Below are 23,283 nucleotides of genomic sequence, written 5' to 3'. Positions count from 1 at the left end.
TCATATCCCTCCTTGAAAATAATAACTTCGACACTCACCTAGTGGATTCCTTTTCATAAAAACAGAGCTGTCCATAGACAGCCCCACATAATTATTGATTCGTAATGATTTCAACCAACTTATCTTCGATTAACTTTCCTTTTTCCTCTTTTAGAATATTATTGATCAATATTGAAAATATGACTGTCTCGCCACTCTTTGTCTTCGCATACCCCGAAATCGAAGAAACTGTCGTTAAAGTTCCTGTTTTGGCATGCACATCTAAATGAGCCATTCGTTTACGTAATGTACCACCTATAAGCTTATCTTTTTTACCAGCCACGGGTAAGGAATCATAAAATGTATTAAACCATGGTTTTTTCTGAACCTGATAGAGAAGCTGCGTTAATTCATTCGCAGTAAGTGAATTGATATGGGAAATTCCTGAGCCATCACGGAGTACGAGTACATCACTATTCACACCGTATTTTTCCAACTCATTCTTGACGACCCGTATGCCATTTTTCCAGCTTCCTTGTCCGGTTACTTTTCTCCCTAACTCTTTAACTAAAATTTCTGCATGGACATTATTGCTTAGCTTTAAAAAGGGCACCATTAGTACAGAGAGTGTAGGAGAATGATGAACAGCAAGTCTATGACTGTTCGTACTTACACCCCTTTTGACGTTCCCTGATACCTTAATCCCTTGTCTCTCTAAAGACAATCGAAAAAGGTCTAGAGCATATCCTGTTGGTTCCCAAACACCTACAAATTCCCTTTTTCGGATAGACGTCAAAGGAATCATCCCTTCGACAATCACTGTATTCGTACCATGCAGTCTTTTAATCGTTACTTTTGTTTTTTCTTCAGGCGTAACAGTCGTCACATTATTGACGATATGAACGTATTTCGTTTGCGGCACAAGGGAAATTACCGCTGGGTCTCCGACCGTCTTCCCCGGTACCACGTCAATCACAACGGTACCTGCATCATAATCCTTATCCGGTGATACTGTTAAAGCAGAAATTTGCGCACCATAATAGTCATCTTCATCGCTCCATATCATATCAGGAGAGAATCGAACATCGTCATACCAGGAATCATCTCCAATTAGATTGCCTTCAATCTGTGTAATTCCTAACCCTTTAATTTCACTGGCGAGCTGGTTGAAGTCCTCTTCTCGTAGAGTAGGATCACCTCTTCCGACTAAATAGAGATTTCCCTTCAAAGTGCGTCCTTTAATGACTCCATCAGTCCTGACTTCCGTTTGAAAGCGATAGTTTTCACCTAAAATTGACAGAGCAACAGCCGCTGTCATCAATTTCATGTTGGATGCAGGTTTAAGCCGTGTATTTCCATTGTACTCATATTGAATCTCGCCTGTTTTTGTTGAACGAATACTGATACCTACGATAGATCCCTTTAAATCCGCTTCTGACTGGAGTACTTGCTCTATTTGACTTTGCAGGAGAGTCGCATAGACATGAGGTGCTAAAATGAACATTATTACGATCGACAAAAATAGTGTAGTTAACCCTTTTTTCAATCCAATTCACATCCATCATTCATTTACCGTCTTACTAATTTACCCAGCCACTTAGGAAAAAATTGGTCCATATACGAAAAAATTCACTAGAGCTATGCTCTAGTGAATCACTGACTCAAATGACCCGCAGTAGGCTTCATCTGTGTCCATAAGACATTTTATTCGATTTCAAAACCCTTTTAGTTAACATAACTATTTTATTGTCCACTAAAGTTAATATCCTTCAACCTACCATCTCTGATACCTAGAAAAATGACATGAATCACAGATTTGAAAATTATGCTCCCATGGAAGTGTCTTTCCACAATTCCTACATTTCTTAGTCATTTTCTTCACTTCAGTTTTTAAGGATTCATGCACAGCATCACTTAATTCTTCTCTAATTCGTTCCCAATAGGTCGCCTCGAGTCGTTTATCCAGGCGATATAAGAAGAGTAAATGAAGTCCAATCGCCTTGTAGGCCAGTTCTTGTTGCTCTAGATTATTCCTTTTAATCACAGGATCAGGGAGTTCTTCTCCTTGAACGATCGCAAACATCGTATCTCTCCACTGTTGTACGAGACCATAATCCTTTGTGGAAAAAGGTAAATGCAAAAAGCCATACAAGTCCATCATGGACAATCGCGCTTCAATTTCTGTTCCCATAATGATTTCATACAACTCTTTTTCCTGAGAAAGGCTCGCTTTTTGCGTACCTTGAGGACTTTCGAATTTATCCCATAGCTCAAAAAAGCTCCCGAGTTCCCGGTAATATTTTTGGAACCTCTCAAACACTGCATTGGTTGGTGCAATTGCAAAAGTATGAACAGGAGTATCCACTTGCTCGAGTAAATGCCTCATGATTTTAATGTCGTTTGTAAAGGCAACCTTTCCAACATCATAAATGCCTTTACGCCCTGCTCGACCTGCGATTTGTTTAACCTCTTGAGAATTCAGTCTCCTTCTACGAGTTCCATCAAATTTCTCTGTCTCGAGAAAAACAATCCGACGTATTGGTAAGTTTAGACCCATTCCAATCGCATCCGTAGATACGATTACTTTTGTCTCTCCATCAATAAATCGAAGCATCTCTTTTTTTCGAGTTTCTGGTGGCATACTTCCATAAATCATACTAACCTTATGCCCTTGATTTTGTAATCGCGAAGCCGTTTCAAGCACCCGTTTCCGAGAAAAACAAACGAGAGCATCTCCCTTTTTTGTCTGCTCAAGTGTAAAATTCTTTTTCTCTACCTGGAGTGGAATTTCACGACTATATTCTTTTATTTCCATATTGGTTTCGCCTAAAAGCTGTATCATCATATCCTTTAAGTTTCTACTTCCAACAATATGTACTTCTCGTGCATTCGCCTTCGTGATTGCTTTATACCAAGAAAAACCTCGGTCTTTATCTGCAATCATCTGTGCCTCATCAATTACAACGACATCAAAATAATCTTTCTCATGAAACATTTCAACCGTGCAGGAATAATGCTGGGCACCGGTTGCAAGCTTTTCTTCCTCACCTGTTTTCAACGTACACGGAATCCCGTCTGCGTTTAGTTTGTCGTACACTTCTAAAGCAAGAAGGCGAAGTGGTGCTAGGTAAAGCCCACTCGGTGCCCCTTTCATTTTTTCCAAAGCATGGTGTGTCTTCCCTGTATTTGTCTCACCAATATGAAGGACATATTTAATATCACGGCCTAACCCTGGCTGGTATTCCTGCCCGAAGATATCTTCAATCCGTCGAGCCTCTTCTTCTTGCTTTCGTTGCAATTCAGCAAGTTCCTCTGCCTTCCGTCTATCTCGTTCGGCTAAGTCCCTCTGTAAAATTTGTTCATGATTTTCTTCTTCAAACGGAATTTCTGCTAAGGAGTGAAGGTCAGCAACAGCTTCCTCTTGAATAATTCCGATAAAATCTGAAGCAATTTCGTACAGTTCATTATAGAGAAAATCTCGAATATTAGCAGCACGCATTCGCTTCCCCAAAAGCTCCTCATAACGAGCAATCAGATCTTTGTTCAGTCTTTCAAGTATGAGCTGTGGAACGCTATTCATAACATCTTGACCGATCAATTCCTCGAATACTTCCCCATAGGTTTCATTTTCATAATATGAACGACCTTTGTATCTCGATTTATGTACAACACCAGTCCATTCCATGAAAAAGTCAGCCATATGTGAATAATTATCAAACTGAACATGGCTATATTTTTCTAATTCCTTTGCTACATAGTAGCGGGTATGTAAATACAATAGCTGATATTCATCTGTCAACATCTCATCTATCGACGTTTCCAACTCGTTCAATACTTGATCACGGGCTTGTGCTAGTCGTTCTTTCTCTTGCTTTATCAAAAATTGTTCTCTCGCCTTTTCATAAATTGCATCCCAATCCACTTCATCTTTTGAAAAATGGGTTTTAACCCATTTAAGAACATCAAAGGGTCTATATTCACGGATTTCCTGACGGAACAGATGGTTGATTACTTTTCGATCCACTCCCTCAACCTCGAAGTCTCTTTCTTTTAATAACTCTTTCTTCTCAGCTCGTGGTATGTGGTTTGTGGCATGATTCAACCATACATTCACCCAAATTTGCTCCAAATAATTTTTCCGATCGTCTAGATACTGTTCAAACGTTGTGATACTTTCTTTGCTGCCAAGATAACTATATAGGTCCTCCTTGACCTTGGTTTGTGTATATTGAATAGCTTTTGAATGCCAAGTCTCTAAATGTGACATAATATCCCCTCTTTTTCTTGCTTTAATTATTACTCTTCCATTGCATTAATATTTTTATGAACGAAACGAATCCGTAAATAGCCAACAATATTCTCTTCTTCTTGCATAAGTTTATAAAAAGCTCTTTTCTCAAACTTTGTTGTTTTTGGAAATAATATTCAGTAAATTAATCTGTATTTTCAATATAACTAGCCTTAATTGAATGAGAAAAGAGCCAGTTTTTTTCGTAGAAAAAAACATGCAAACGTAATTAAGAAGCACCAAATGACTATTTCTACGTTAAAATCGGCTTTAAGATTTTAACAACAATTATTACGAGTACAACCTTATTAAAAGACTATTATACCGAAAGGACAGATACATGGTGAATGACATCAGGTTTCAGAATTTGCAGGAACGTAACATGTCCTTTGAAGATGTATTTAATAGAATCTTAAAGTTTATGAATCGAAATCAACGAGGTAATTACCGGCTTATGATCGGGACTGATTCACAGGTCCATCATGATTATACGCTTTTTATCACCGGAATTGTTATTCAGAGCGAAGGAAAAGGCGTGTGGGCATGCATACGTAAGGTTTCAGTGCCTAGAAAAATGGGACGATTGCATGAACGAATATCGAGAGAAACGTCTTTAACCGAAGAAATTGTTGCCTTGATCACTGAAGAAAAGAAAAACAGGATGATTGATATTATTCTTCCCCATATTTATCATGGGGCCACTTTTACGATGGAGGGCCATATTGATATCGGTTCTGGAAAGAAAAACAAGACAAAAATATACGTTGAGGAAATGATGGCAAGGATTGAATCGATGGGGCTAGAACCAAAAATTAAACCGAATTCCTTTGTTGCTTCAAGCTATGCCAACCGGTTTACGAAATAACAAAATCGAAATTTCTAATAATTCCACCCATTTGTCAGATTATATATTATAATAATGTTAGGAAACATGACATGAGGGGGGATTTTATTTGATTTTGCTAAAAAGAAAAGGAAAAACAAACGTAGTTCCTGAACCAATACTAGAGAGCAGAAACTTTGACGGACAGGTACAAGTTGCAGTCGACCAATTAAACGGTGTCGTCGAACAAGTTAAGATTGCAACAATAGAGCTAGAAGAAACCTCCACCTCCAGTAAGAACAGCACGAATACATTATTGTCCCATAGTGAAAAAACCGTAGACTATACGATACAAGTTTCTAAAAAGATGGAAACCATCGAAACGTCTGCCATTCAAATATCCAATTCCTCACAAGAAATACTTTCCAAAGCACAAAGCTCACAAATCGATTTAGACATCTCTTGGAAATCCCTACAAGACTTGCAAAAGAAATTTGAAGAACTTAGTCAAAGCCATAACCAACTTCTTGAACAAATGAATCATTTAGTGAAGTTCTCCGAGAATATTCATGCGATCGTTCACACAATTGGCTCCATCTCGCAAAAAACAAAAATATTAGCGTTAAATGCGGCAATAGAGGCTGCAAGAGCTGGAGAACATGGTCGAGGATTTTCAGTAGTGGCGAATGAGGTGGGAGAACTTGCAAATCAAACCTCCTTGGCAGTAGAAGAAACAAGAGAAAATATCAACCTTATTCAAGAAGAAATTCAGTTAAACTCTCAAATGGTTGAAAAAGAAACAAAGGAAGTACAAGAAGGAACGGCTGAATTAAGAAACGTGCTTAGTTATTTGGAATCCTTTAAGGATAAGCTTGGAGCTATTACGAATATGGTTTCTGATTCGACATTCGCAGTCGATGAACAAACAGAAAACGTTAAAGAAATCGCTCATCTTCTCGAGCAAATTACCAGTTTATCAATTGAGAACAAAGATTTTGTCATTAAGGTTAGTGATGATATGGATAAACAGCATCAAAATATCCATCAAATGCTCTCAATCAGCGATTCCCTTTCTGCAACCTCAAGCGAGCTTCAAGGCGTTGTTCATCATGAGATATCAGGCGTAAGTGTTGTCGACTCTGCAGCCATCGAAAAAATGAAACTGAATCTTGAGCCTGTCTTACATTCATCACAAATTCAATCGATGCACGAATTAGAACATCAAACGATTTTGGATGAGGTATTGGCGACTTACACAGTCTTGGAAGCAATATGGACAAATCGCATCGATGGAACCTTCGTCTATTCCAATCCAAAAGCAGGTCTCGTCAATGCCAAGGCACGTCCTTGGTTCATTCAAGCTTTAGCTGGTCATATTTATGTTTCCGAAGTGTATATTTCAGCTCTTACGAAAAAAGCATGTATTACATTATCGTTCCCTATTTACACTCACGAAGGGCAAATAGTTGGGATATTGGGTGCCGATCTAACCATTGACTAAAAGGAGGAGCTTTTTTCGCTCCTCTTTTTTGAGTTTTACTCATAAACAAAATACAAACTTTTTCGAGCTACTCTCTCATTCGTTAACCTCTCCCACACCTCTTGGTAAAACTCAATCTGTGTGCGATAGAATTCTTCAAGCTTAGCAAAATCTTCTTTATTGGTAGGTCTGTCAGTCTTATAATCGACAATCACCCAACCATCATCCGTTTTATAGATTAGATCGATAATTCCTTTAACAAGAACCGTTTCACTTTCCTGCTCCTCTATCCAACGATACAAAGGCTCTTCTCTTGTGATTTTTCTTGTAAAAGGAACCTCCGATAAGACCATTTCAGCCTTCGTAATATCATCCCAGATTTCAGTCTGTTGAAACTTTCTTATAATCTCGATAACTTCCTCTTCTCTTTCTATAGGGAAGTCATATTTAGAAAGCAAGGACTTTATAAACTGAGATACATCTATCCCGCGTACGACCTTTTCGAGGACTTCATGAACGACTGTCCCCCAATCCATTCCTCCTCCCTCTTCCCGCTCAATCGTCCCGATCACAGCATAATCCTTATCCTTTGTCGGACTCCAGTGTTCAAAGGATTTTTCACGTCTTTTATCAAACCAAGATAGTGTATCTTCTGTTTTATTTAAGTAGTCCATTAGACTAACAGAAACTACAGCCTCATTCGACTCCACTTCCCTTGAATCAATCTCGATTTCTGCTATATTTTCAATTTCAAATAGATGATTCCATGGGTTTTTATTGTTATTTTTTGCACTTGAGCTAAGGATGAGTGTCTTTTCTGCTCTCGTTGCAGCTACATAGAGAATTCGTAGCTCTTCTTCCGTTAAATAGGCGAGTTCTTCCTCTTTTACCGATTCCCAGCCAACAGGGAGTGCCAGTTCCTTATCCTGAAAACCATTTCGAACCGAAAAAGCAAAATATCCTTTTGAATAGCTATCTTCCCGTTTAATATGCTTATTTAAAAAGGACTCCGGCTTAACTACCTTTGCTGGGTGTGCTAGAAATACAATTGGTGCCTCTAACCCTTTTGCTTTATGGACATTCATAATGCGGACTGCATCAGCATCTTCCTCAATATTAAGCACAACGGACTTTTCAAAGACTAACTCCTCTAACCGCTCGAAAATTTGCTTATAAGTGCTATTCCCACTAGCTTCATGCTTGCGAAGAGACGTCAAGATTTGTAGCAAGCTTTTATACGTCCGTTTACTGCGATTGTTTTTGAGTAAAAGTGGATAAAAACCGACATCATCGATAATTTTTTCAATCGCGACCGTTGGTGCAAGATCACGCGTCCATTTTTGATAGGATCTCAGCTTGCCAAGAGCCAATTCGAACTTCTTCTTCACTTCTGTTGGAAGACCTTCAGGCACTTCAGCGTAAATCGAAAAATAGCCATTTTCCTTTTTCCATTGATAAAGGTCATTATCACTAATACCAAAGAAAATTCCTCGCAAAACAGCAACAAGACTAATTTGATCCGTTGGATCAGTAAATGTTTTTAACAAAATACTAAGCTCTTGAAATTCCCTTGTTTCGCCAATAATGACCTCACCGCTAATACTTACCGATATCCCAAGTGCTTCAACTGCCTGTACATAGAGTCCAATCCCGTCATTATAGCGTGTTAAAATCATAAAATCCTTCGCACTTTTACCGGACTCCATTTGCTGACGAATACAAAGAGCGATATTTTTCGCATCTTCTTCAATAATTTCTTCCTTTTTCGAAAAATCAGCTGGTACAACCAATTGTTTAATCCCTGTCCACTCTTCACCTGTATCCTCATGGAAAGAGTTTAATGGTCGATACGCTGCTTGATAAACTGATTCTACTTCTGGCAGATAACGACTAAATACTGTGTTGAGACCATTTGTAATCGAATCGAGTGTACGGAAATTCATGGTTAACTGAAGGACTTCTCCTCCATGGTTCACAATTAGCTCCTTAACTCGATTATAGGTGTCGATATCGGCACGACGGAACCTGTAAATGGCTTGCTTCGGATCTCCTACTACAAAGAGAGAGCCAGCTTTCGGTTTACATCTCGTCCAAACAGGCTCATTCGTGTCCTCTCCCGTTAAATAGAACATAAGCTCCGCTTGGATCGGGTCAGTATCCTGGAATTCATCAACGAGAAGAAAACGATATTTGTCTTGGAAATATGCTCTGACCTCCCCATTATTTTTCAAAAGAGTTGAGGCTTTTATCAATAAATCCTGAAAGTTTAGTAGGGATCTTTCCTTTTTCAAGCTCATATAAATTTGAATGGCTTCCAGTAAAAAGTTCGTAATAATTGGATGACAATATTCTTTCCATTCTTGAAGCAATGGCTTAATCAGAGCCTCGAAGGTGGTCGATATCTTCTCCTCGTAAAATTTCGCATCCTCTTTTGATTCCCATCGATTTAACGTAGGTTTAAGCTTTTTATCAAAAAGGGTAAGGATTGAAATAATATCCTTTTCCTTTGTTACATCAATAAACCGCACTTTTTGTAAGGCTGTCACGATCGCCTTTTGTAACGAATCATAGCCTTTGTCTGGTTCCTGTTCAGGGATACATCTTCGAGCTTCCTTAACGATATTCATAAAGGATTGAAAAGCAGTATTCAGGTCAGGTCTTTCTACTGTTTCCGTTACCCATTCGACATCCGGATAATCTTTGAGTTCCTTCAAGCAACTGAACAACTCATCCACAGAAATCCCTAAATCCTCAACCGAATTCAATTCATCAATTCGAGTTTCCTGTAGTGCCTGTAAATAGATTCCCCATGCTTCTTCGAGGATATCTACATCGTCAGCCTCTTCTAACTCTTTAAAAGCTAAATCTAGGCCCGCCTCAATCGGTCTTTCACGAAGTAGCTTTGCGCAAAACGCGTGAACAGTTCCTAAAAAGCAGCGTTCGATATTTTGCAGAGCTTCAGCTAACCGATATCGTATTGCTTCATCCACTTCCTCTTTCCATGTCTTTTCAAGGACTGATTGAAAGCGGACTTTTAATTCATCAGCTGCTTTTCTCGTGAATGTGATGGCGACAATATGCTCGATTTTGCTCGTACCTGTATAGATGAGATTGACCATACGATCAACGAGACTTGTTGTTTTACCAGAACCCGCACCTGCTTCAACGAGGAAATTCGTGTGTAAATCCTGTTTGATTTTATCGCGTGCAGCTTGGTCTACTATCGTTTTAGTCATATGCTCGAACCCCCTTAAAACGGCGTAACTCTTCAAAGTTTTGATCCATTTGTTTTACATTCAACACATCTTTATCATAAAACTTCCTTCTACACACAGCTTTGAAATCACAGAACTTACAATCATTTTCATCATCTGTCATCGTGAAAGTCCCTGTTTTCAACACATCAATTAGCCGCTCTAATATATCGAGCCCATTTCTGCGGACAGTGTCATCCTGTTTCCGTGTAACTCTTGTGGCCATTCCCTTTACTGTCGGAAAATAATACGCACTCTCTTGAACCTTTCCACTCTCTAGTTGAAGATGCTGTTCAATTGCTAGCGCATAGAGCATATGCTGAAGCTGACGTCCTCCTTTAAAAATATCCTTATTGCTATAGGAATACGTACTTCCTGTTTTGTAATCGATAATATGATAGTCGCCCGAATCAGCTTCATCCATACGATCGATCATTCCTGCCACAAGTATCGTGTCACCAGAAGGTAGTGTAACAACAGCCGGATCATGGTCCCGAACACCAAATGCATATTCAAAATGGAGTGGTTTATAAGACGCACTATGAGTCTCTTCTTCTTTTAAGAAAATTGAACAGCAAGCGAGAATATCATCGACCTCCTTTGCGAATATCCGCTCATTTGGAGGTGGTATCAGCTCTTTTTGCCTATCAATTAATTGTCCTGCAATCGTTTGAATCGTATGCTCATGAGCTTTAACAGATGGCTTTTCCTCTTTAATTTCCTTATAAAAGTTTTCAAAAATGCTATGAAGTAAGCTTCCGCGAGTTGCCGCATCTAACCAGCGATATGGATCGTATTCTGTATGTTCAATTGGACGTACTCGAAGTACATGCTGTAAGAAATAGGAGTATGGACATTTCGCTAATGCTTCAAGCTTCGCCGCTGAAACACGTTCTTCTTTATTGATGCGCGGATCCAAAGCTTCTTGTTCCACTTGAACTAAACCATCATATTCAGTAAAATCAGGTGCTTGTCGGTGTTTTTCGCTCTTTAAACCATATTCCAAATTGGGATAATGACTTAAAAGTTCCGAATCAAGCACCTTATTTGACTCATCACTTAATAGTTGATTCCAATAATCCTTATTTTCAATAACTTCCCTTGCAGTTAAATAGGAAGGCAGGCTCTTTAATTCTTTGAAATCCGCCTCATGTTTTCCTGTTCCATAGCGATATAGCTGTAAAAACAGATGGGCAGGACTGACCGCTCGATTATTATGTATATCAAAATGGCAGTAGCTGACTGTGACAGGTCCTGATGTATGAGCAAGAAGCTGGTTCATTAGGTAAAGATTCTCTTGTCCGGTATTCTGTAACACGGGAATATTTCTTCCAAGTGCTTTTCTTTCTCGATCCAGTAACAGCGGATCTTCACTTGTCGTGCCAGGAAAATGACGATTATCCAAACCGACAATATAGACGTTTGGCCTATGGTTGTATACGCCTGAGCGATACGAAGCTACATGAAGATGCCCTGGTTTCGCCTTCGATTGCTTGATTCGAAGGGAAAGTAATAAATCCCTGACCTTTTCCACAATTTCATAAGAAGACAATACCTCATTTGCATATGGTAAGACTTTTTCTATAGTATCCAAAATGGTTGTCTTCCCAACTTCGTCCATTCCGGATTTTGTCGCACAGGAATTTCTTAAGAGATAAACAATCCCTTCTAGAAAGCTTCGATAATTTATTTGTGAATCATATTCTGGTAATCGTTTAAAAATGGCTTGAAACCATTTTGATAACCAATTCAAGTCGTTTAGTTGTTTTGTTAGATGGGCCTTCTTCTCCTCTTGTTCAGCTGTCTCTAGCGCTTTTTCTAATGCACGCATCTCTTCGTCTAATTTCCCCAGATAGCGTTGTTTGCTCCAGCCAATCTGCAACTCTCGCAAATAACCTGCAATTTTCCCTTTACTAGGAGCCTCATCACCAATATCTATTAACCCCTCCTGTAATAAATCAAGAAAAGGCTGTACACTATAATTCGTTTGAAGCCATTTTAATAAGCCACTAACAAGTCTTCCCGGTCTACTGAAGGATATCGGTAATCCTTCACCGAACGTGAGGGGAATGTCAATTTGTTGCGCTAAATGATAAAAGAGGGTTACATAGCTTTCAGAGTTCGTGTAATAGACAACATTTTGATCAAATGGAAGGTTGGAAGACTTTATTCTTTCCAATACTTCTTTAATCTCAAGCTCTTCCGTTTTGGCGGTGAAATAGGCCAACTCCGGCTTGTCCTTTGCATTCTCTACATCATAAATATAACTAAGAGTCGAGGTGTCTCCCCAAGAAATCGAACGGATACCTGATTTTTCAACCGTCTGAACCCCTCGAACCTGTGCAAGAGGCAGCTTATAAGTAAGCTCTGGCAATAGCTGCTTCAAGAATTCTTCTGCCATATAGTTCAGCTGCAAATTGGATTGAAGAATATAGATGACATCATCACGCTTATTCACGAATTCACTTGCTGTTAAATATACTGCCGCCTCATCGATGAGCTTGTTACGCTCTAGTAAGCTTTCAAATTGCTCTAGAATCGTATGTAAATCCTCGGCTTTGCTTTTACTAAGAAAGGCATCGAACGGAAAGTTTTCCTTTGAATAACCTGCCCCTCGTAGCTGTCGAATGGTTGAATAAATAGCTTTACTGAAGGTCGGGGTAATTTCCATGCCAGAAAAATAGTCAAGCTTGTTCTCAGCTTTTAAATCATCTAAGAGAGAATACATCATTTGTTCAGCGATAGTCGGGTCAAGAATTTTGCCCATTGATGGAGCATAAATTTCAGTGATTTCTCTCGCTAAATCAAAAGCTGTTTTAAATTTAAGATTAATGGAATGGTACCCTTGTAAATTGTAGGCCACATTTATCTGTTCTCCGATAAGGAATGAATCCACTATGATTATCTTCTCTGTAAGTGGGAAATTATCGCACAGTAGCTTTAGCTCTTTAACTAATGATTTCATAAGTACCTCCCCCAAAATTTGAGATCATTATATTAGTATTTCCTTTTTAAAGGTCGATCTCCTCTTTTAAATTGTTACAAATTTTTTGAGAGTTGATAAAATCATCTATTTCTTTAAGCAGAATCTCAACACAAGGAACTATTTAGAAATTAAAAAAGCTGACCACTCTTTAGAGTCAGTCAGCTTTCCCAATTTAATAATTATGCTTCAAGCGGTTTCCCGTTTTCAAGTAAAGCTTTGTTTTTTCCTAAGAACAATGAAAGAATTAAAATTAATACCCCTGTTAGGATAAGGAGCCATTCAATGTCCACTATATCAGCAAGTGGTCCGAAGATGAGCATTCCAATTGGCATCATCGAAGTGGAAATCATGCCAAATACCCCAAAGATTCTACCGAGATAATTTTCATCCACTTTTTCCTGAAGCATAACCGTTGTTGGTGTATTAAAGATTGGCATCGCTATACCAAAGATACCCATGAAAACGAGATAAATCCAAAAGATCGGTACGACTCCTAATAAAAACGTACACAGTCCCATCAAAACACTGGCAAATGTCATTGTATGAACTTTGTTTTTGAATCCTCCCCATGATGCGATAACCCCACCGCCTGCCATCATACCAATTGAGAAGACGAGCTCAATTGCTGTAAGACGCCAAACATCGTCACCGAAGCTACGAGTCACTTGGAGTGGTGTCAAGAAGGCTGCAGGTGCCATTAAAATGAAGAATAAGGCAAAAAACAGAAAGAATGTTTTCAGAAACGCATGTTCTTTTATGTACTTAATACCTTCTTTAAAATCATTAAGATAACTTGTCGTTTGTTGCTCACTTGCTTTCTCATGAAGAGGGATTCGGAAAAAGGCAAGCAGCGTAAAAATGGCGATAGCAGCCGTAATGACATCAATAAAGAAAATCATTTCAATCGTAGCCACCGTCAAAAGTCCAGCACTTACAATCGGTGCAACAAACATAATGACTGCTTGAATACTACCATTCGCTCCATTGACTTTCGTTAATTTATCACTTGGAACAATTTGAGGTAGTATCGCTCCAACTGCTGGAGTTTGTATTCCTGTACCAAGCGCTCGTACAGCAGCCATTAGAAACAGTAACCATGTTGCATCGTATCCCATTAAGAAGACAATCGCCAATATTAACGTTGCCAACGCAATCATCGAATCAGATAGGATAATTAGCAACTTTCGGTTATAGCGGTCTGCCCAAACTCCTGCAAACGGAGATAAAATAAATGTAGGGATAAACCCACATATAATAAACAACGTCATCATAATACCTGACTCTGTTGTTAATGTTACATGCCACATTATTGCATATTGTACTAATGCTGAACCAAAAAGCGAAATCGTCTGACTGCTTAAGAAAAGAATAATATTCTTTTTCCAGTTACTCAGTCGACCTTCTTGTCCTGTCATATATTCACAACCTTCACTATTTTTTCTAGTACATTGTGCCATGTACTTAACATTAAGTAAAGCTTTTAAGGGGATAATTTTACCATCGACTTTGTTAAGTTTTTATGTTGCTAAAAAAGTTGTATTTACACTTTCTTTGCCGAATGAAAACTTGTTTTGTCGTCTAGATAGGATTTTCCATTTAGACAAAGAATTCATTCATAAAGGAGAGTGAATAAAGTGAATACAAGCGCCATTTCAAGAATGCTCGGTGTGTCATCTAGCACCGTCCAAAGATGGGTAAAGCATTTAGGATTAAAAATGGAAAGAAATGAATTTGGTCATTACTTGTATTCTGAGGAGGATATACAAATACTAAAAGAGTTTAAACAACAGCTTCAAGACGGTATACCATTTCAAGACATACAAGTAACGAAAAAAGTTCGGAGGGGCTCAAGAAACATGCAGAAAACAGACGAACAAGACCAAAGCTTTTTAGAAAGATTAAAAGTGGTTGAGAGAAAAGTGGAATCGAAGGCCGATTCTGTTGTCTCTTATCAGCTATTACAACACCGTAGAGAAATTGAAGATTTAAAAAAGGAGATCGAATCTCTTAACTCGCAAATTAAGGAGTTAGTCGAAAAGACAAAACAAGTCGAAGAAGACCAAACCGACTCAACCGAACCTATTTTAGTAACAAGGAAAAGGAAAAAGATTTTCCTAAGTCTTTTAGGGTTCTAACATGCTAATTATAGATATAAAAATACTCTATCAAGACCTCCGGTTTTGAGCCAAGAAACTATTCCTGTCTAAAATTACCGAGGTCTTTTATTTAATTTTTGTTTAATCATCACTTCATGTGATTTATCAATGATATCACTTAACACATCGCCTTTGGATACCTTCCCGAATTTTGTATTCTCCTGATAAAATTCAACGATTTCGTCCAGTTGCTTCAAGGTATCAGCTGGAACTCTGAGGTTCAGCTGACTTTTCGGATTATTACTCATATCAACATCTCCAATCGTATTGCTATCAACTGCTATCATCTTGCTAGCATTCTGCTATCACTTTGCTAGCAACTTGCTATCATTTTGCTAGCAGCTGCTATCAATTTATTTTAGCATAGATTAACAGTATGTTTAAAGTCTGTCGTATCTACTTTTTTCAATCGTTTACAATCCATCTATTAATCTTGAAAAAAGACACTCCAAAGTGGAGTGCCCGCCATTTCATTATTGATACTTCTTCACGATCTCTTGGAGTTTCATCGCCAATCCGATGTTTCCGTCAATTTTCAATCCACCAGTCATAAAAGCCATTGTCGTATTTAAGTCATCCTTTAGAAGCAATGAGAAGTTTTTATCTGATGTCTTAATCGTGACTTGTGGTTCGTTCGGAGTTCCTTCAGCTACAGATAACTTGCCATTTTTTAAAACAATTTGTAATACGCCACTTTCCTGTAATTCAATTTGAAATACTCGGTCCTTTTCATTTGCAATATGCACTGGATTACTATTTACCTTTGCAACAAACGCATCTAATTCCTCGCGAACAGCCATTTTTTCTCCCCCAATTGTAATTTACTAATCTCATTATTTCATCTTTTTCATAATATTTCAATAATTACTAAAGAGTGCATATTTTCACCCATCCATATATTAATTAATAAAAATGCTTGTCTTCTTAAACGACACATGCTATATTAGTAAAGCGATGAGCTGAATTGTGTAAGACGACTTGACGCGCCTTGAAATATAGGCAACACAATGTGGAGTGTAGTCATGTGCGCCTCAATTTTTCGAACAAAAAGACCTCAATTTTGAGGTCTTTTTTATATGCTTGTATCTAACGGTTTTAGTTTTTCTTCTATACTTTCACGCTGCTCTTCAAAATAAGGTGGCAATGCAAGTCTTTCCCCTAAATGCTCAAAATCTTCGTCCCCTTCAAATCCCGGACCATCTGTTGCCAATTCATATAAAATCCCATTTGGCTCTCTAAAGTAAAGAGATTTGAAATAATACCGTTCAACCAAACCTGAATTCGGAATACGTAATTGCTTTAAGTAATCGACCCATTTTTGTAGCTCTTCCTCATTTTCTACCCGGAATGCCACATGATGGACACTTCCTCTTCCAGGTCTCTCTACTAGAAGTTCAGACCGTTTTTGAATATGAACCTCTGCACCAGTACCTCCTTCACCTGTTTCAAATACAATAACATCGTGCCCAGCCATTACATACTTTCTTGTTTCTTTAAAACCTAATACCTTCGTTAAAATTTGCACAGAGTTCTCTAACTTAGAAACCGTTAAATATACAGGTCCAAGACCAACAATCGCATACTCAACTGGAACCGGACTCTTATCCCACGGTTTCCCTCCAGCAACACCTTGATTATCTTCGTCAGACACAAACATCAACCTCTGCCCTTCGAAATCACGAAACGCTAATGTAGCTCCTCCTGATTCTTGAGAAATCTCATCATGGTCGACACTGAATTCTGCAAGTCTTTCTTTCCAGTACTGTATCGCCTTATCATCTCTAACTCTTAAAGAAGTGGTCGAAATACTATTCGTTCCATAGTAGGTTCTACCCGCATTGGGAATCTCAAAAAAGGTTAAATCGGTACCGGGGTTTCCTCTTTCATCCGCGTAGAATAGATGATAAACTGATGTATCATCTTGATTTACCGTTTTTTTGACCAAGCGAAGCCCTAATACTTTTGTATAAAACTCATAATTTCTTTTCGCATCTTTTGTAATTGCCGAAACATGATGAAGCCCTTTCAATGGTTGAAACATTTCCTCACTCCCCATACATTTACTCCCATTCTTCCTGAAAATGGTCAGAAAAGCAAATATATGGACTAGTTAGATTCCAATAAGGCTCGATGTTCTAGGGAAAATTCCTTGTCACTTTCCGACTTATGTATAGACATCGGGACATTAAAAGCATCTATATCAATAATGTATTTTGGTCGATGCTTCACTTCCTTATAGATTTTCCCAATGTATTCACCGACAAGACCCACTGCAATAAGCTGCAAGCCCCCAATCAACCAAATCGATGTGATCAAAGATGTCCAGCCTAATTCTGTATCCCCAAAGATTTTTAACGACAAGAAGTAGAGAGCAAATACAAGGCTTCCGAAAAAGGAAGCAAGTCCAACAAACAAGACAAACCGAATTGGCTGAATCGAAAAGGATGTAATTCCATCAAAGGCAAACGAGAGCATCTTTTTCAAAGGATATTTCGTCGTTCCTGCCAACCTTTCTTTTCGGTCATAATAGACAGATGTAGTAGTAAATCCAATTAACGGAACAACTCCTCGTAAAAACATATTCGTTTCCTTAAACCTTTCTAATTTCTCGACCGCTCTTTTACTCATGAGTCGAAAATCAGCATGATTATAAACGAGGTCTACGCCCATTACTTTCATCATTTTATAAAATACTTGTGCCGTCGACCGCTTAAAAAATGTGTCCGTCTCCCTTTTATTCCTTACCCCATATACAATGTCATAGCCTTCCTTAAATTTTCTTACAAATTCCTTAATGACAGCAATATCATCCTGTAGATCAGCATCAATTGAAATGATGCAATCGGACATATCCTTTGCTGTAAAAAGTCCAGCTAATAATGCGTTTTGATGTCCGACATTTCGGGCAAGTTTTAAGCCACGCACATATTCATTTTTGATCGTTTCTTTATAGATCATTTTCCATGTGTCATCCTTGCTTCCATCATCGACAAAAAGGATCTTACTTTGCCTAGAAATTTCGCCTTCTCTAACCATTTCATCGATTAAGCCCTTCAACTCCACCACCGTGTACGGGAGCATCTCTTCTTCGTTATAGCAAGGTACCACAATTGTTAGTATTGGCTCACTCATGTTAACCTCCTAGCTGCTCATCTTGCTTTATATAAGTAAATTTTCCAAGCTGCGTCTTTGTTGGTAAAAGTCTTTTCTAATTGGAGATGATTTTCTTTCGCATTTTTTATCGGAACGGCTGAAAACAGAAACCTTCCCCCCATTTCTTTGAAGGCATCCGTATTTAGTTCTAGATTTATCAGCTTCTGTTTCGAGTTCTTTTTAAACATATAATGCTTCCCAAGTTCATCGGTAAACAGATAGCAACGTCCTCCCCATTCATCAAAATAGGTTCGAATCCTTTTGTTCTTTGCTAACTCTTTTTCGATAATCCTACGAAATGCATATTTATATGTAAGTGGATAAAAATTGTTATACGTATCCAGCGTGTAAAATCCGTTATATTGAGCGATTGCTGGATGAATTCCGATGCTTGCCACACGATATTCTTCAACTGGTAACCCAATATAGTCCTTAACGTGTTGAAATAATTCCTCTGCATAAAATTGTTTCACTGTTGGTTTTGTATGATGGATGATTTCATCATTGAAAGCAAATAGAAGAAGAATCTGCGCGACAATAAAAAAATGGACTATCGGTCTCAACGTGATATGCTCAAACAATATTTTCAAACCTAAAGCAAAGCCCAAATAAATAATAAGTGGCCGTAAAAAATGGAACCGAGCAAAATTAAAAGTATCCAATACATGAAAACGAACAGTTAATGGATACCAGCCTTTATAAAACCAAAATGCGTACCAAGATGATAATACAAAATTTATTACGAGGAGAATCCAAAAAGCTTTTTCTTTTTTCCAAAGTTTACGATTGATAATAATATAAAGTGCTAGAAGCAAAACTGGTAGAATGACTAGACCATGAACAGACATTACATGTGTATGCCCCAGTATGAAATTTTTAAAGGTTAAACGGATTACTCTCCATAGATGCAACCTCGCATGAAAGTATTCATCCCGACTATTTGGTTCTGTTGAAAAAAGAAAGGAACTCACTAGCCGATATTCTACAAACATATAAAGAATGATCATATATACGATGGAAAGTAGAAATTTTAGATTTATACCTTTTCCTCGAATCATATCGAAAATCCAGAGTAATCCTATTGCAACTAGAAAAAAGAAAAAGCCTAAGACAAAACTTGAATACAATGGAAGTAGCGTTAACACTAGATAGTTTTTCCAGGATCGCTCCCCATTACGAACGTTCAAAAAAGCCCACAATGCAAGGGGCATCCCTAATGTACTTAACATGCCTGATGGCCAAAACGGGGTTAGAGAAAAGGCTAGCGCCACCCCAACATTAATAAAAGTCCATTCTCGCTGTGGGATAAAATGCTTTTTTAAAAGAAGATACATTCCCCAAAAGGCAACAAATCTTGTAATCGCTTGGCTGCAGAAATAAGCAATCATCGTAGGAAATAGATAGTAAAGCCATACGATGAGGCTATACTCCGTCCCTAATGCATTTCGAGGCAATCCATTAATCACCTGTGGAATCGTTGCATTGATGGAACCGAACATTTGCCCACTATTCGATAAAACCTTATACCAGGCAATGTTGGAATCAAGATTATCATGAACGCGGATGTGGGCGTTCTCCCCCAAAATCAAAAGGGGTAACAAATAAATGGCTATAATAATGTGAGCAATGATCATTTGCTTCTTTTCGCTTAGTCTCATGCTGTACACCTCAACCTGAAAAGAGTTCAAGCACTTTTTGACACAATCAGGTCTGTTGTATCATTTTCTCTCGTCTCCCATTTGTAATCTTATCGTTTGCGAACAGCTAGAATTATATTCCATTGGGTAAAAAAAAGAAGTAGTACCTTGTTTCTTATATGTTTCCATAAAAAAGGGCTCTATAAATAAGAAAATACTCAAACAAGCAATTGACTCAATAATATATTTAGTATAAAATATTTTTAATTTTCAATATGAAATATATGGCTATGAAGAGAAGAGTAATTTTGATTAATTATATCCAGAGAGCTCCGGTTGGTGGAAAGGAGTAATAATAATCTTAATGAAAAAAGGATCGGAGCTTCGCACGGATCTAAGATGTATCTTAGTGATACTGCGACGGGATCTCCCGTTAAAGAGATAGGGTATATCCAATTTTTAATAAATTGCCGTACCCGAAGAGGTTGATATGGTGACATATCAATTAACTGAGGTGGTACCACGGAGCTATAAACTCTCGTCCTCAAGATGAATAATCTTGGGGGTGAGAGTTTTTTGTTGTTTATAAGTCCAAATCTAGTGAAAAAATCCTCGTAATCGACAGGAGAGAAAAAATATGAGTAATGACCAAACAGAACAAAGAATAGAAAAACTAGAAACGTTAAAATCTCTGGGAATTCCAATATATCCAGAAAGGTTTTCAACAAATTATGAACTTTTTGAAGCTTCTCAGCTTGCAGACGGGACTTCTGCTGTGAGAGTCGCCGGAAGAATAATGGGTATTCGAAACTTCAAGAATTTAATTTTTATTACGATTTCAAACGTACAAGGGAGTTTACAACTTCTATTGAAAAAGGATGAGATTGGCGAGGTCCCGTTTAATCAATTTCAAAACTTCTTGGACATAGGAGATTTTATAGGTGTAGAAGGGAATATGTATACCACTAAAACGAACGAGAAGACATTACGAATCGAAACCTATGTTTTTCTAGGGAAAGCATTACGAACTCTTCCAGAAAAATGGCACGGCTTAAGCAACGTTGAATCTCGATATAGACAGCGTTACTTAGATATAATGATGACTGAAGAAACAAAAGTTCGATTACTAGCCAGAACCAAAATGATACGCGCTATTCGTAGATTTTTTGAGGACAAGGAATTTTTGGAAGTAGAAACACCAGTGTTACAGCATACTTCCTCTGGTGCATTAGCGAAACCTTTTAAGACCTACCATAATTCTTTGGACACTCTATTGAACCTACGAATTGCCCCAGAAACCTATTTAAAAAGATTAATTGTAGGTGGTTTTACCAAAGTGTTTGAATTTGCAAGGTGTTTTAGGAACGAGGGGATTAGTCCTCAACATCTTCAAGAATTTACTATGGTTGAAGGATATGCAGCTTACTGGAATTATGAAGATACGATGAAACTAATGCGTGAGATGGTTTTATTTATTCTAGATCAAACTTTTAATACCACTACTATTACCATACAAGCTCAACGGATTGAATTTTCACTAGAATGGGACATTATTTCCTTCAGGGATCTAATTTTCAAAAACACAGAAATTGATATTAACCTTTTTCCTGACGTTAAAGATTTATACGAAGAAACAAAAAGAAAAAATATTGAATTAGAACATTCTGATATTGAGTCTTTAGGAAGAGGCAATTTCATCGATCTTCTTTACAAGAAAAAGTGTAGACCTCAGCTTGTAAAACCAACATTTTTAATCCAGCATCCTATTGATTTATCTCCTCTAGCTAAAGCTAATGAGAGTAACCCTACTCTTACCGATCGGTTTCAACTAGTCGTGAATGGTGCCGAAATTATAAATGCCTATTCTGAGTTGGTTGACCCACTTGAACAAAGAAAAAGGTTGGAGGCTCAAGCGTTTTTAAAAAGCAACGGAGATTTAGAAGCTATGGAGATGGATGAAGATTATTTAACAGCTATGGAGTATGGGATGCCTCCAATCTCTGGTTGGGGATTTGGAATTGAACGCCTATTAATGATACTAACGGATAGTGATACAATTAAGGATTGTGTTTTATTTCCATTAACAAAAAAACTATAGAATGTCTAAGAATTGATAAATGGGTGGATGCCAGAGTATCGATTAGCACCTAACAAACAACTAAAAAGACGCGTGCAAATTCACGCGTCTTTTTAATTGTTCTTTTATTATTAATAACCTCAAAACAGAATCTGTTGGTCTCACTCCTTAAATTGCAAAAGCTACAACAAATCCAATAACGAAAAATAGAACGGAACCAATATTAAAGCAGTTTACTGATACTGAACCCAAAGTCCGTTTAAATTTATAACCATTTTTCCATCCTATATAGCTTGTTGCAAGCTCGGATTCATGATAGTTTGAAACGATTCCCCCTGTACTCGAGAAAAAAATAGTAACCAAGGAAGAGACCAATCCTACAAGAAACATGGATCCAAGTAATTGGTAATTAAGTTGATAGGAAATCAGATAGGATATTCCAAATTCCACTGCCATTACTAAAACCGTAAAGATTGTGAACCACAATTTTTTCATGATATTCCCCCTTTAAAAAATATCGAAGACCAAATCATATGTGATTGGTCTTCGAGTTGGGATATTAGTGGAAATAAATCATTTTATATATTTTTATTCATATAGTGCGAAAACAGCACTGCCTTTTAAAACTTCTTTTCCACGTTTATTTATAGCTGCGACACTAAATTTCACCTTGTTTTCTTCTTTTTCTGTAAGCTCCGCTTTTAAAGTAATGACATCATCTAAAAACACCATATCCTTAAAGCGGATTGAGTAATCTTGAAGAAAGCCTTCTTCGTAATACGATGTGAATAGCTTCGCTAAGTTTCCCATCGTCCACATCCCATGAGCAATAACTCCTGGAAGTCCAAGCTTTTTAGCCTCATCATCAATTGTATGAATCGGATTGTAATCACCAGAGGCTCCCGCATATTTGATAAGGTCTAATCGTGACACCGGAGAAAGTACAATTTCATCTAACTTTGCCCCAACTTGTAATTCACCTAACTTGCTCATATGCCCAGCCCCCTTGCGACAGGTTCTGGAACAATGATGATCTGCTCAGAGCTAAAAATAAGCTCCCCATTTTGGTCTTCCCCATATTGTTTGATCGATAAAAAGCCCATTTTTCCAAAGCTTCCCGTTTTCTCAACATAACTATGAACCTCTGAATAGCATTGAACCTCTTCTCCAACCAGTAGAGGCCTCTCGTAGTGATAATGCTGCTCGCCATGTATAAGGCCAACACTTGGAAGCTTAAAGCCTTCAATAATGCCAAAATCAAATACTCGCGGATATGTTGGTGGTGCTATATTTGTTTTATAACGAGAATTCTTCCCGACTTCCTCGTCTACATAAATAGGTTGTAAGTCTCCAACTGCTTCCACAAACTTTTTGACTGCTCCTTTTTCTACTGTATTCCGAACCTTACTAGATTTTTTTCCGACAAACTCAGATAACATGATTTCACCTC

At 37.9% G+C, this 23,283-nt stretch carries 17 protein-coding genes, 1 pseudogene and 1 other annotated feature; of the genes and pseudogenes, 5 read left to right on the top strand and 13 right to left on the bottom strand.

The features are described from left to right. Positions 1-91 precede the first annotated feature (91 nt). Together dacB and FAR12_RS16350 are read right to left on the bottom strand one after the other, a co-directional pair. Positions 92-1,525, bottom strand: a complete 1,434-nt coding sequence (dacB, locus tag FAR12_RS16355) for a D-alanyl-D-alanine carboxypeptidase/D-alanyl-D-alanine endopeptidase (RefSeq protein ID WP_126409885.1) — start codon at positions 1,523-1,525, stop codon at positions 92-94. Between the two features lie 228 nt (positions 1,526-1,753). Further along, positions 1,754-4,246: a DEAD/DEAH box helicase gene (locus FAR12_RS16350; RefSeq protein ID WP_126409884.1), complete on the bottom strand. Its 2,493-nt coding sequence runs from the start codon at positions 4,244-4,246 to the stop codon at positions 1,754-1,756. 361 nt (positions 4,247-4,607) lie between these two features. On the opposite strand from FAR12_RS16350, the gene FAR12_RS16345 reads away from it, so the two are divergent. The 3 genes and pseudogenes from FAR12_RS16345 (at position 4,608) to FAR12_RS24180 (ending at position 6,591) form a co-directional block, all read left to right on the top strand. Beyond that, positions 4,608-5,132 (top strand): ribonuclease H-like YkuK family protein, encoded by a 525-nt coding sequence (locus tag FAR12_RS16345; protein ID WP_126409883.1) that lies wholly within the window; start codon positions 4,608-4,610, stop codon positions 5,130-5,132. Between the two features lie 325 nt (positions 5,133-5,457). After that, positions 5,458-6,006, top strand: a pseudogene (locus FAR12_RS24185) (methyl-accepting chemotaxis protein); the annotation flags it as partial. After that, the gene (locus tag FAR12_RS24180) at positions 5,980-6,591 is read left to right on the top strand and encodes a PDC sensor domain-containing protein (protein ID WP_425456189.1); all 612 of its coding nucleotides are present in this window, start codon (positions 5,980-5,982) and stop codon (positions 6,589-6,591) included. The pseudogene FAR12_RS24185 and the gene FAR12_RS24180, both read left to right, overlap by 27 nt. Before the next feature lie 35 nt (positions 6,592-6,626). Here FAR12_RS24180 and FAR12_RS16335 read toward each other — a convergent pair whose 3' ends face one another. The 3 genes from FAR12_RS16335 to FAR12_RS16325 form a co-directional block, all read right to left on the bottom strand. After that, the gene (locus FAR12_RS16335) at positions 6,627-9,806 is read right to left on the bottom strand and encodes a UvrD-helicase domain-containing protein (RefSeq protein WP_126409882.1); all 3,180 of its coding nucleotides are present in this window, start codon (positions 9,804-9,806) and stop codon (positions 6,627-6,629) included. Then, positions 9,799-12,789 (bottom strand): PD-(D/E)XK nuclease family protein, encoded by a 2,991-nt coding sequence (locus FAR12_RS16330; protein WP_126409881.1) that lies wholly within the window; start codon positions 12,787-12,789, stop codon positions 9,799-9,801. Before FAR12_RS16330 ends, FAR12_RS16335 begins: the two co-directional genes overlap by 8 nt. Positions 12,790-12,989: 200 nt before the next feature. Further along, the gene (locus FAR12_RS16325; RefSeq protein WP_342772333.1) at positions 12,990-14,267 is read right to left on the bottom strand and encodes an MFS transporter; all 1,278 of its coding nucleotides are present in this window, start codon (positions 14,265-14,267) and stop codon (positions 12,990-12,992) included. A 201-nt stretch (positions 14,268-14,468) separates the two neighbouring features. Between FAR12_RS16325 and FAR12_RS16320 the strand changes: the two genes are divergently transcribed. After that, positions 14,469-14,945 carry a MerR family transcriptional regulator gene (locus tag FAR12_RS16320; protein WP_425456188.1) on the top strand — a complete coding sequence of 159 codons (477 nt, stop codon included), beginning with the start codon at positions 14,469-14,471 and terminating at the stop codon, positions 14,943-14,945. A gap of 74 nt (positions 14,946-15,019) precedes the next feature. Here the strand turns inward: FAR12_RS16320 and FAR12_RS16315 are convergent, their stop codons facing one another. The 5 genes from FAR12_RS16315 to FAR12_RS16295 form a co-directional block, all read right to left on the bottom strand. Beyond that, positions 15,020-15,214 carry a hypothetical protein gene (locus FAR12_RS16315; RefSeq protein WP_126409932.1) on the bottom strand — a complete coding sequence of 65 codons (195 nt, stop codon included), beginning with the start codon at positions 15,212-15,214 and terminating at the stop codon, positions 15,020-15,022. Positions 15,215-15,439: 225 nt separating this feature from the next. Next, entirely contained in the window at positions 15,440-15,766 is a 327-nt protein-coding gene (locus FAR12_RS16310; RefSeq protein WP_126409878.1) for an SCP2 sterol-binding domain-containing protein, read from the bottom strand. A 272-nt stretch (positions 15,767-16,038) separates the two neighbouring features. Then, positions 16,039-17,022, bottom strand: a complete 984-nt coding sequence (locus FAR12_RS16305; protein ID WP_246010417.1) for a ring-cleaving dioxygenase — start codon at positions 17,020-17,022, stop codon at positions 16,039-16,041. Positions 17,023-17,072: 50 nt separating this feature from the next. Further along, positions 17,073-18,098, bottom strand: coding sequence for a glycosyltransferase family 2 protein (locus tag FAR12_RS16300; RefSeq protein WP_126409876.1), 1,026 nt, complete (start codon positions 18,096-18,098; stop codon positions 17,073-17,075). A gap of 17 nt (positions 18,099-18,115) precedes the next feature. After that, positions 18,116-19,777 (bottom strand): DUF6044 family protein, encoded by a 1,662-nt coding sequence (locus FAR12_RS16295; protein ID WP_126409875.1) that lies wholly within the window; start codon positions 19,775-19,777, stop codon positions 18,116-18,118. Positions 19,778-20,037: 260 nt separating this feature from the next. Further along, positions 20,038-20,305, top strand: a binding site (T-box leader). 88 nt (positions 20,306-20,393) lie between these two features. Here FAR12_RS16295 and lysS point away from each other — a divergent pair. Continuing rightward, on the top strand, positions 20,394-21,854 hold the full coding sequence (lysS, locus tag FAR12_RS16290; protein WP_126409874.1) for a lysine--tRNA ligase: 1,461 nt from the start codon (positions 20,394-20,396) through the stop codon (positions 21,852-21,854). 147 nt (positions 21,855-22,001) lie between these two features. Here the strand turns inward: lysS and FAR12_RS16285 are convergent, their stop codons facing one another. The 3 genes from FAR12_RS16285 to FAR12_RS16275 all read right to left on the bottom strand — a co-directional run bounded on the left by FAR12_RS16285 (position 22,002) and on the right by FAR12_RS16275 (position 23,272). Beyond that, entirely contained in the window at positions 22,002-22,328 is a 327-nt protein-coding gene (locus FAR12_RS16285; RefSeq protein ID WP_126409873.1) for a hypothetical protein, read from the bottom strand. A gap of 93 nt (positions 22,329-22,421) precedes the next feature. Then, positions 22,422-22,826 carry a MaoC/PaaZ C-terminal domain-containing protein gene (locus FAR12_RS16280; RefSeq protein ID WP_126409872.1) on the bottom strand — a complete coding sequence of 135 codons (405 nt, stop codon included), beginning with the start codon at positions 22,824-22,826 and terminating at the stop codon, positions 22,422-22,424. Beyond that, entirely contained in the window at positions 22,823-23,272 is a 450-nt protein-coding gene (locus FAR12_RS16275) for a MaoC family dehydratase N-terminal domain-containing protein (protein ID WP_126409871.1), read from the bottom strand. The genes FAR12_RS16280 and FAR12_RS16275 overlap by 4 nt, the downstream gene beginning before the upstream one ends. Between the last annotated feature and the right edge of the window lie 11 nt (positions 23,273-23,283).

It is taken from the genome of Bacillus yapensis (assembly GCF_005280205.1).
Classification (GTDB): Bacteria; Bacillota; Bacilli; order Bacillales; family Cytobacillaceae; genus Robertmurraya; species Robertmurraya yapensis.
The sequence above is the reverse complement of the archived record's forward strand: the minus strand, read 5'-3'. Positions and strand labels throughout refer to the sequence as shown.

What these genes read in the sequence shown, in the direction of transcription:
- lysS (WP_126409874.1), top strand. Translation starts at nt 20,394, where the DNA reads ATGAGTAATGACCAAACAGAACAAAGAATAGAAAAACTAGAAACGTTA.
- FAR12_RS16320 (WP_425456188.1), top strand. Translation starts at nt 14,469, where the DNA reads ATGCTCGGTGTGTCATCTAGCACCGTCCAAAGATGGGTAAAGCATTTA.
- FAR12_RS16310 (WP_126409878.1), bottom strand. Translation starts at nt 15,766, where the DNA reads ATGGCTGTTCGCGAGGAATTAGATGCGTTTGTTGCAAAGGTAAATAGT.
- FAR12_RS16300 (WP_126409876.1), bottom strand. Translation starts at nt 18,098, where the DNA reads ATGAGTGAGCCAATACTAACAATTGTGGTACCTTGCTATAACGAAGAA.
- FAR12_RS16350 (WP_126409884.1), bottom strand. Translation starts at nt 4,246, where the DNA reads ATGTCACATTTAGAGACTTGGCATTCAAAAGCTATTCAATATACACAA.
- FAR12_RS16315 (WP_126409932.1), bottom strand. Translation starts at nt 15,214, where the DNA reads ATGAGTAATAATCCGAAAAGTCAGCTGAACCTCAGAGTTCCAGCTGAT.
- FAR12_RS16285 (WP_126409873.1), bottom strand. Translation starts at nt 22,328, where the DNA reads ATGAAAAAATTGTGGTTCACAATCTTTACGGTTTTAGTAATGGCAGTG.
- FAR12_RS16325 (WP_342772333.1), bottom strand. Translation starts at nt 14,267, where the DNA reads ATGGCACAATGTACTAGAAAAAATAGTGAAGGTTGTGAATATATGACA.
- FAR12_RS16280 (WP_126409872.1), bottom strand. Translation starts at nt 22,826, where the DNA reads ATGAGCAAGTTAGGTGAATTACAAGTTGGGGCAAAGTTAGATGAAATT.
- FAR12_RS16335 (WP_126409882.1), bottom strand. Translation starts at nt 9,806, where the DNA reads ATGACTAAAACGATAGTAGACCAAGCTGCACGCGATAAAATCAAACAG.
- FAR12_RS16305 (WP_246010417.1), bottom strand. Translation starts at nt 17,022, where the DNA reads ATGGGGAGTGAGGAAATGTTTCAACCATTGAAAGGGCTTCATCATGTT.
- FAR12_RS16330 (WP_126409881.1), bottom strand. Translation starts at nt 12,789, where the DNA reads ATGAAATCATTAGTTAAAGAGCTAAAGCTACTGTGCGATAATTTCCCA.
- FAR12_RS16295 (WP_126409875.1), bottom strand. Translation starts at nt 19,777, where the DNA reads ATGAGACTAAGCGAAAAGAAGCAAATGATCATTGCTCACATTATTATA.
- FAR12_RS16275 (WP_126409871.1), bottom strand. Translation starts at nt 23,272, where the DNA reads ATGTTATCTGAGTTTGTCGGAAAAAAATCTAGTAAGGTTCGGAATACA.
- FAR12_RS24180 (WP_425456189.1), top strand. Translation starts at nt 5,980, where the DNA reads ATGGTTTCTGATTCGACATTCGCAGTCGATGAACAAACAGAAAACGTT.
- FAR12_RS16345 (WP_126409883.1), top strand. Translation starts at nt 4,608, where the DNA reads ATGGTGAATGACATCAGGTTTCAGAATTTGCAGGAACGTAACATGTCC.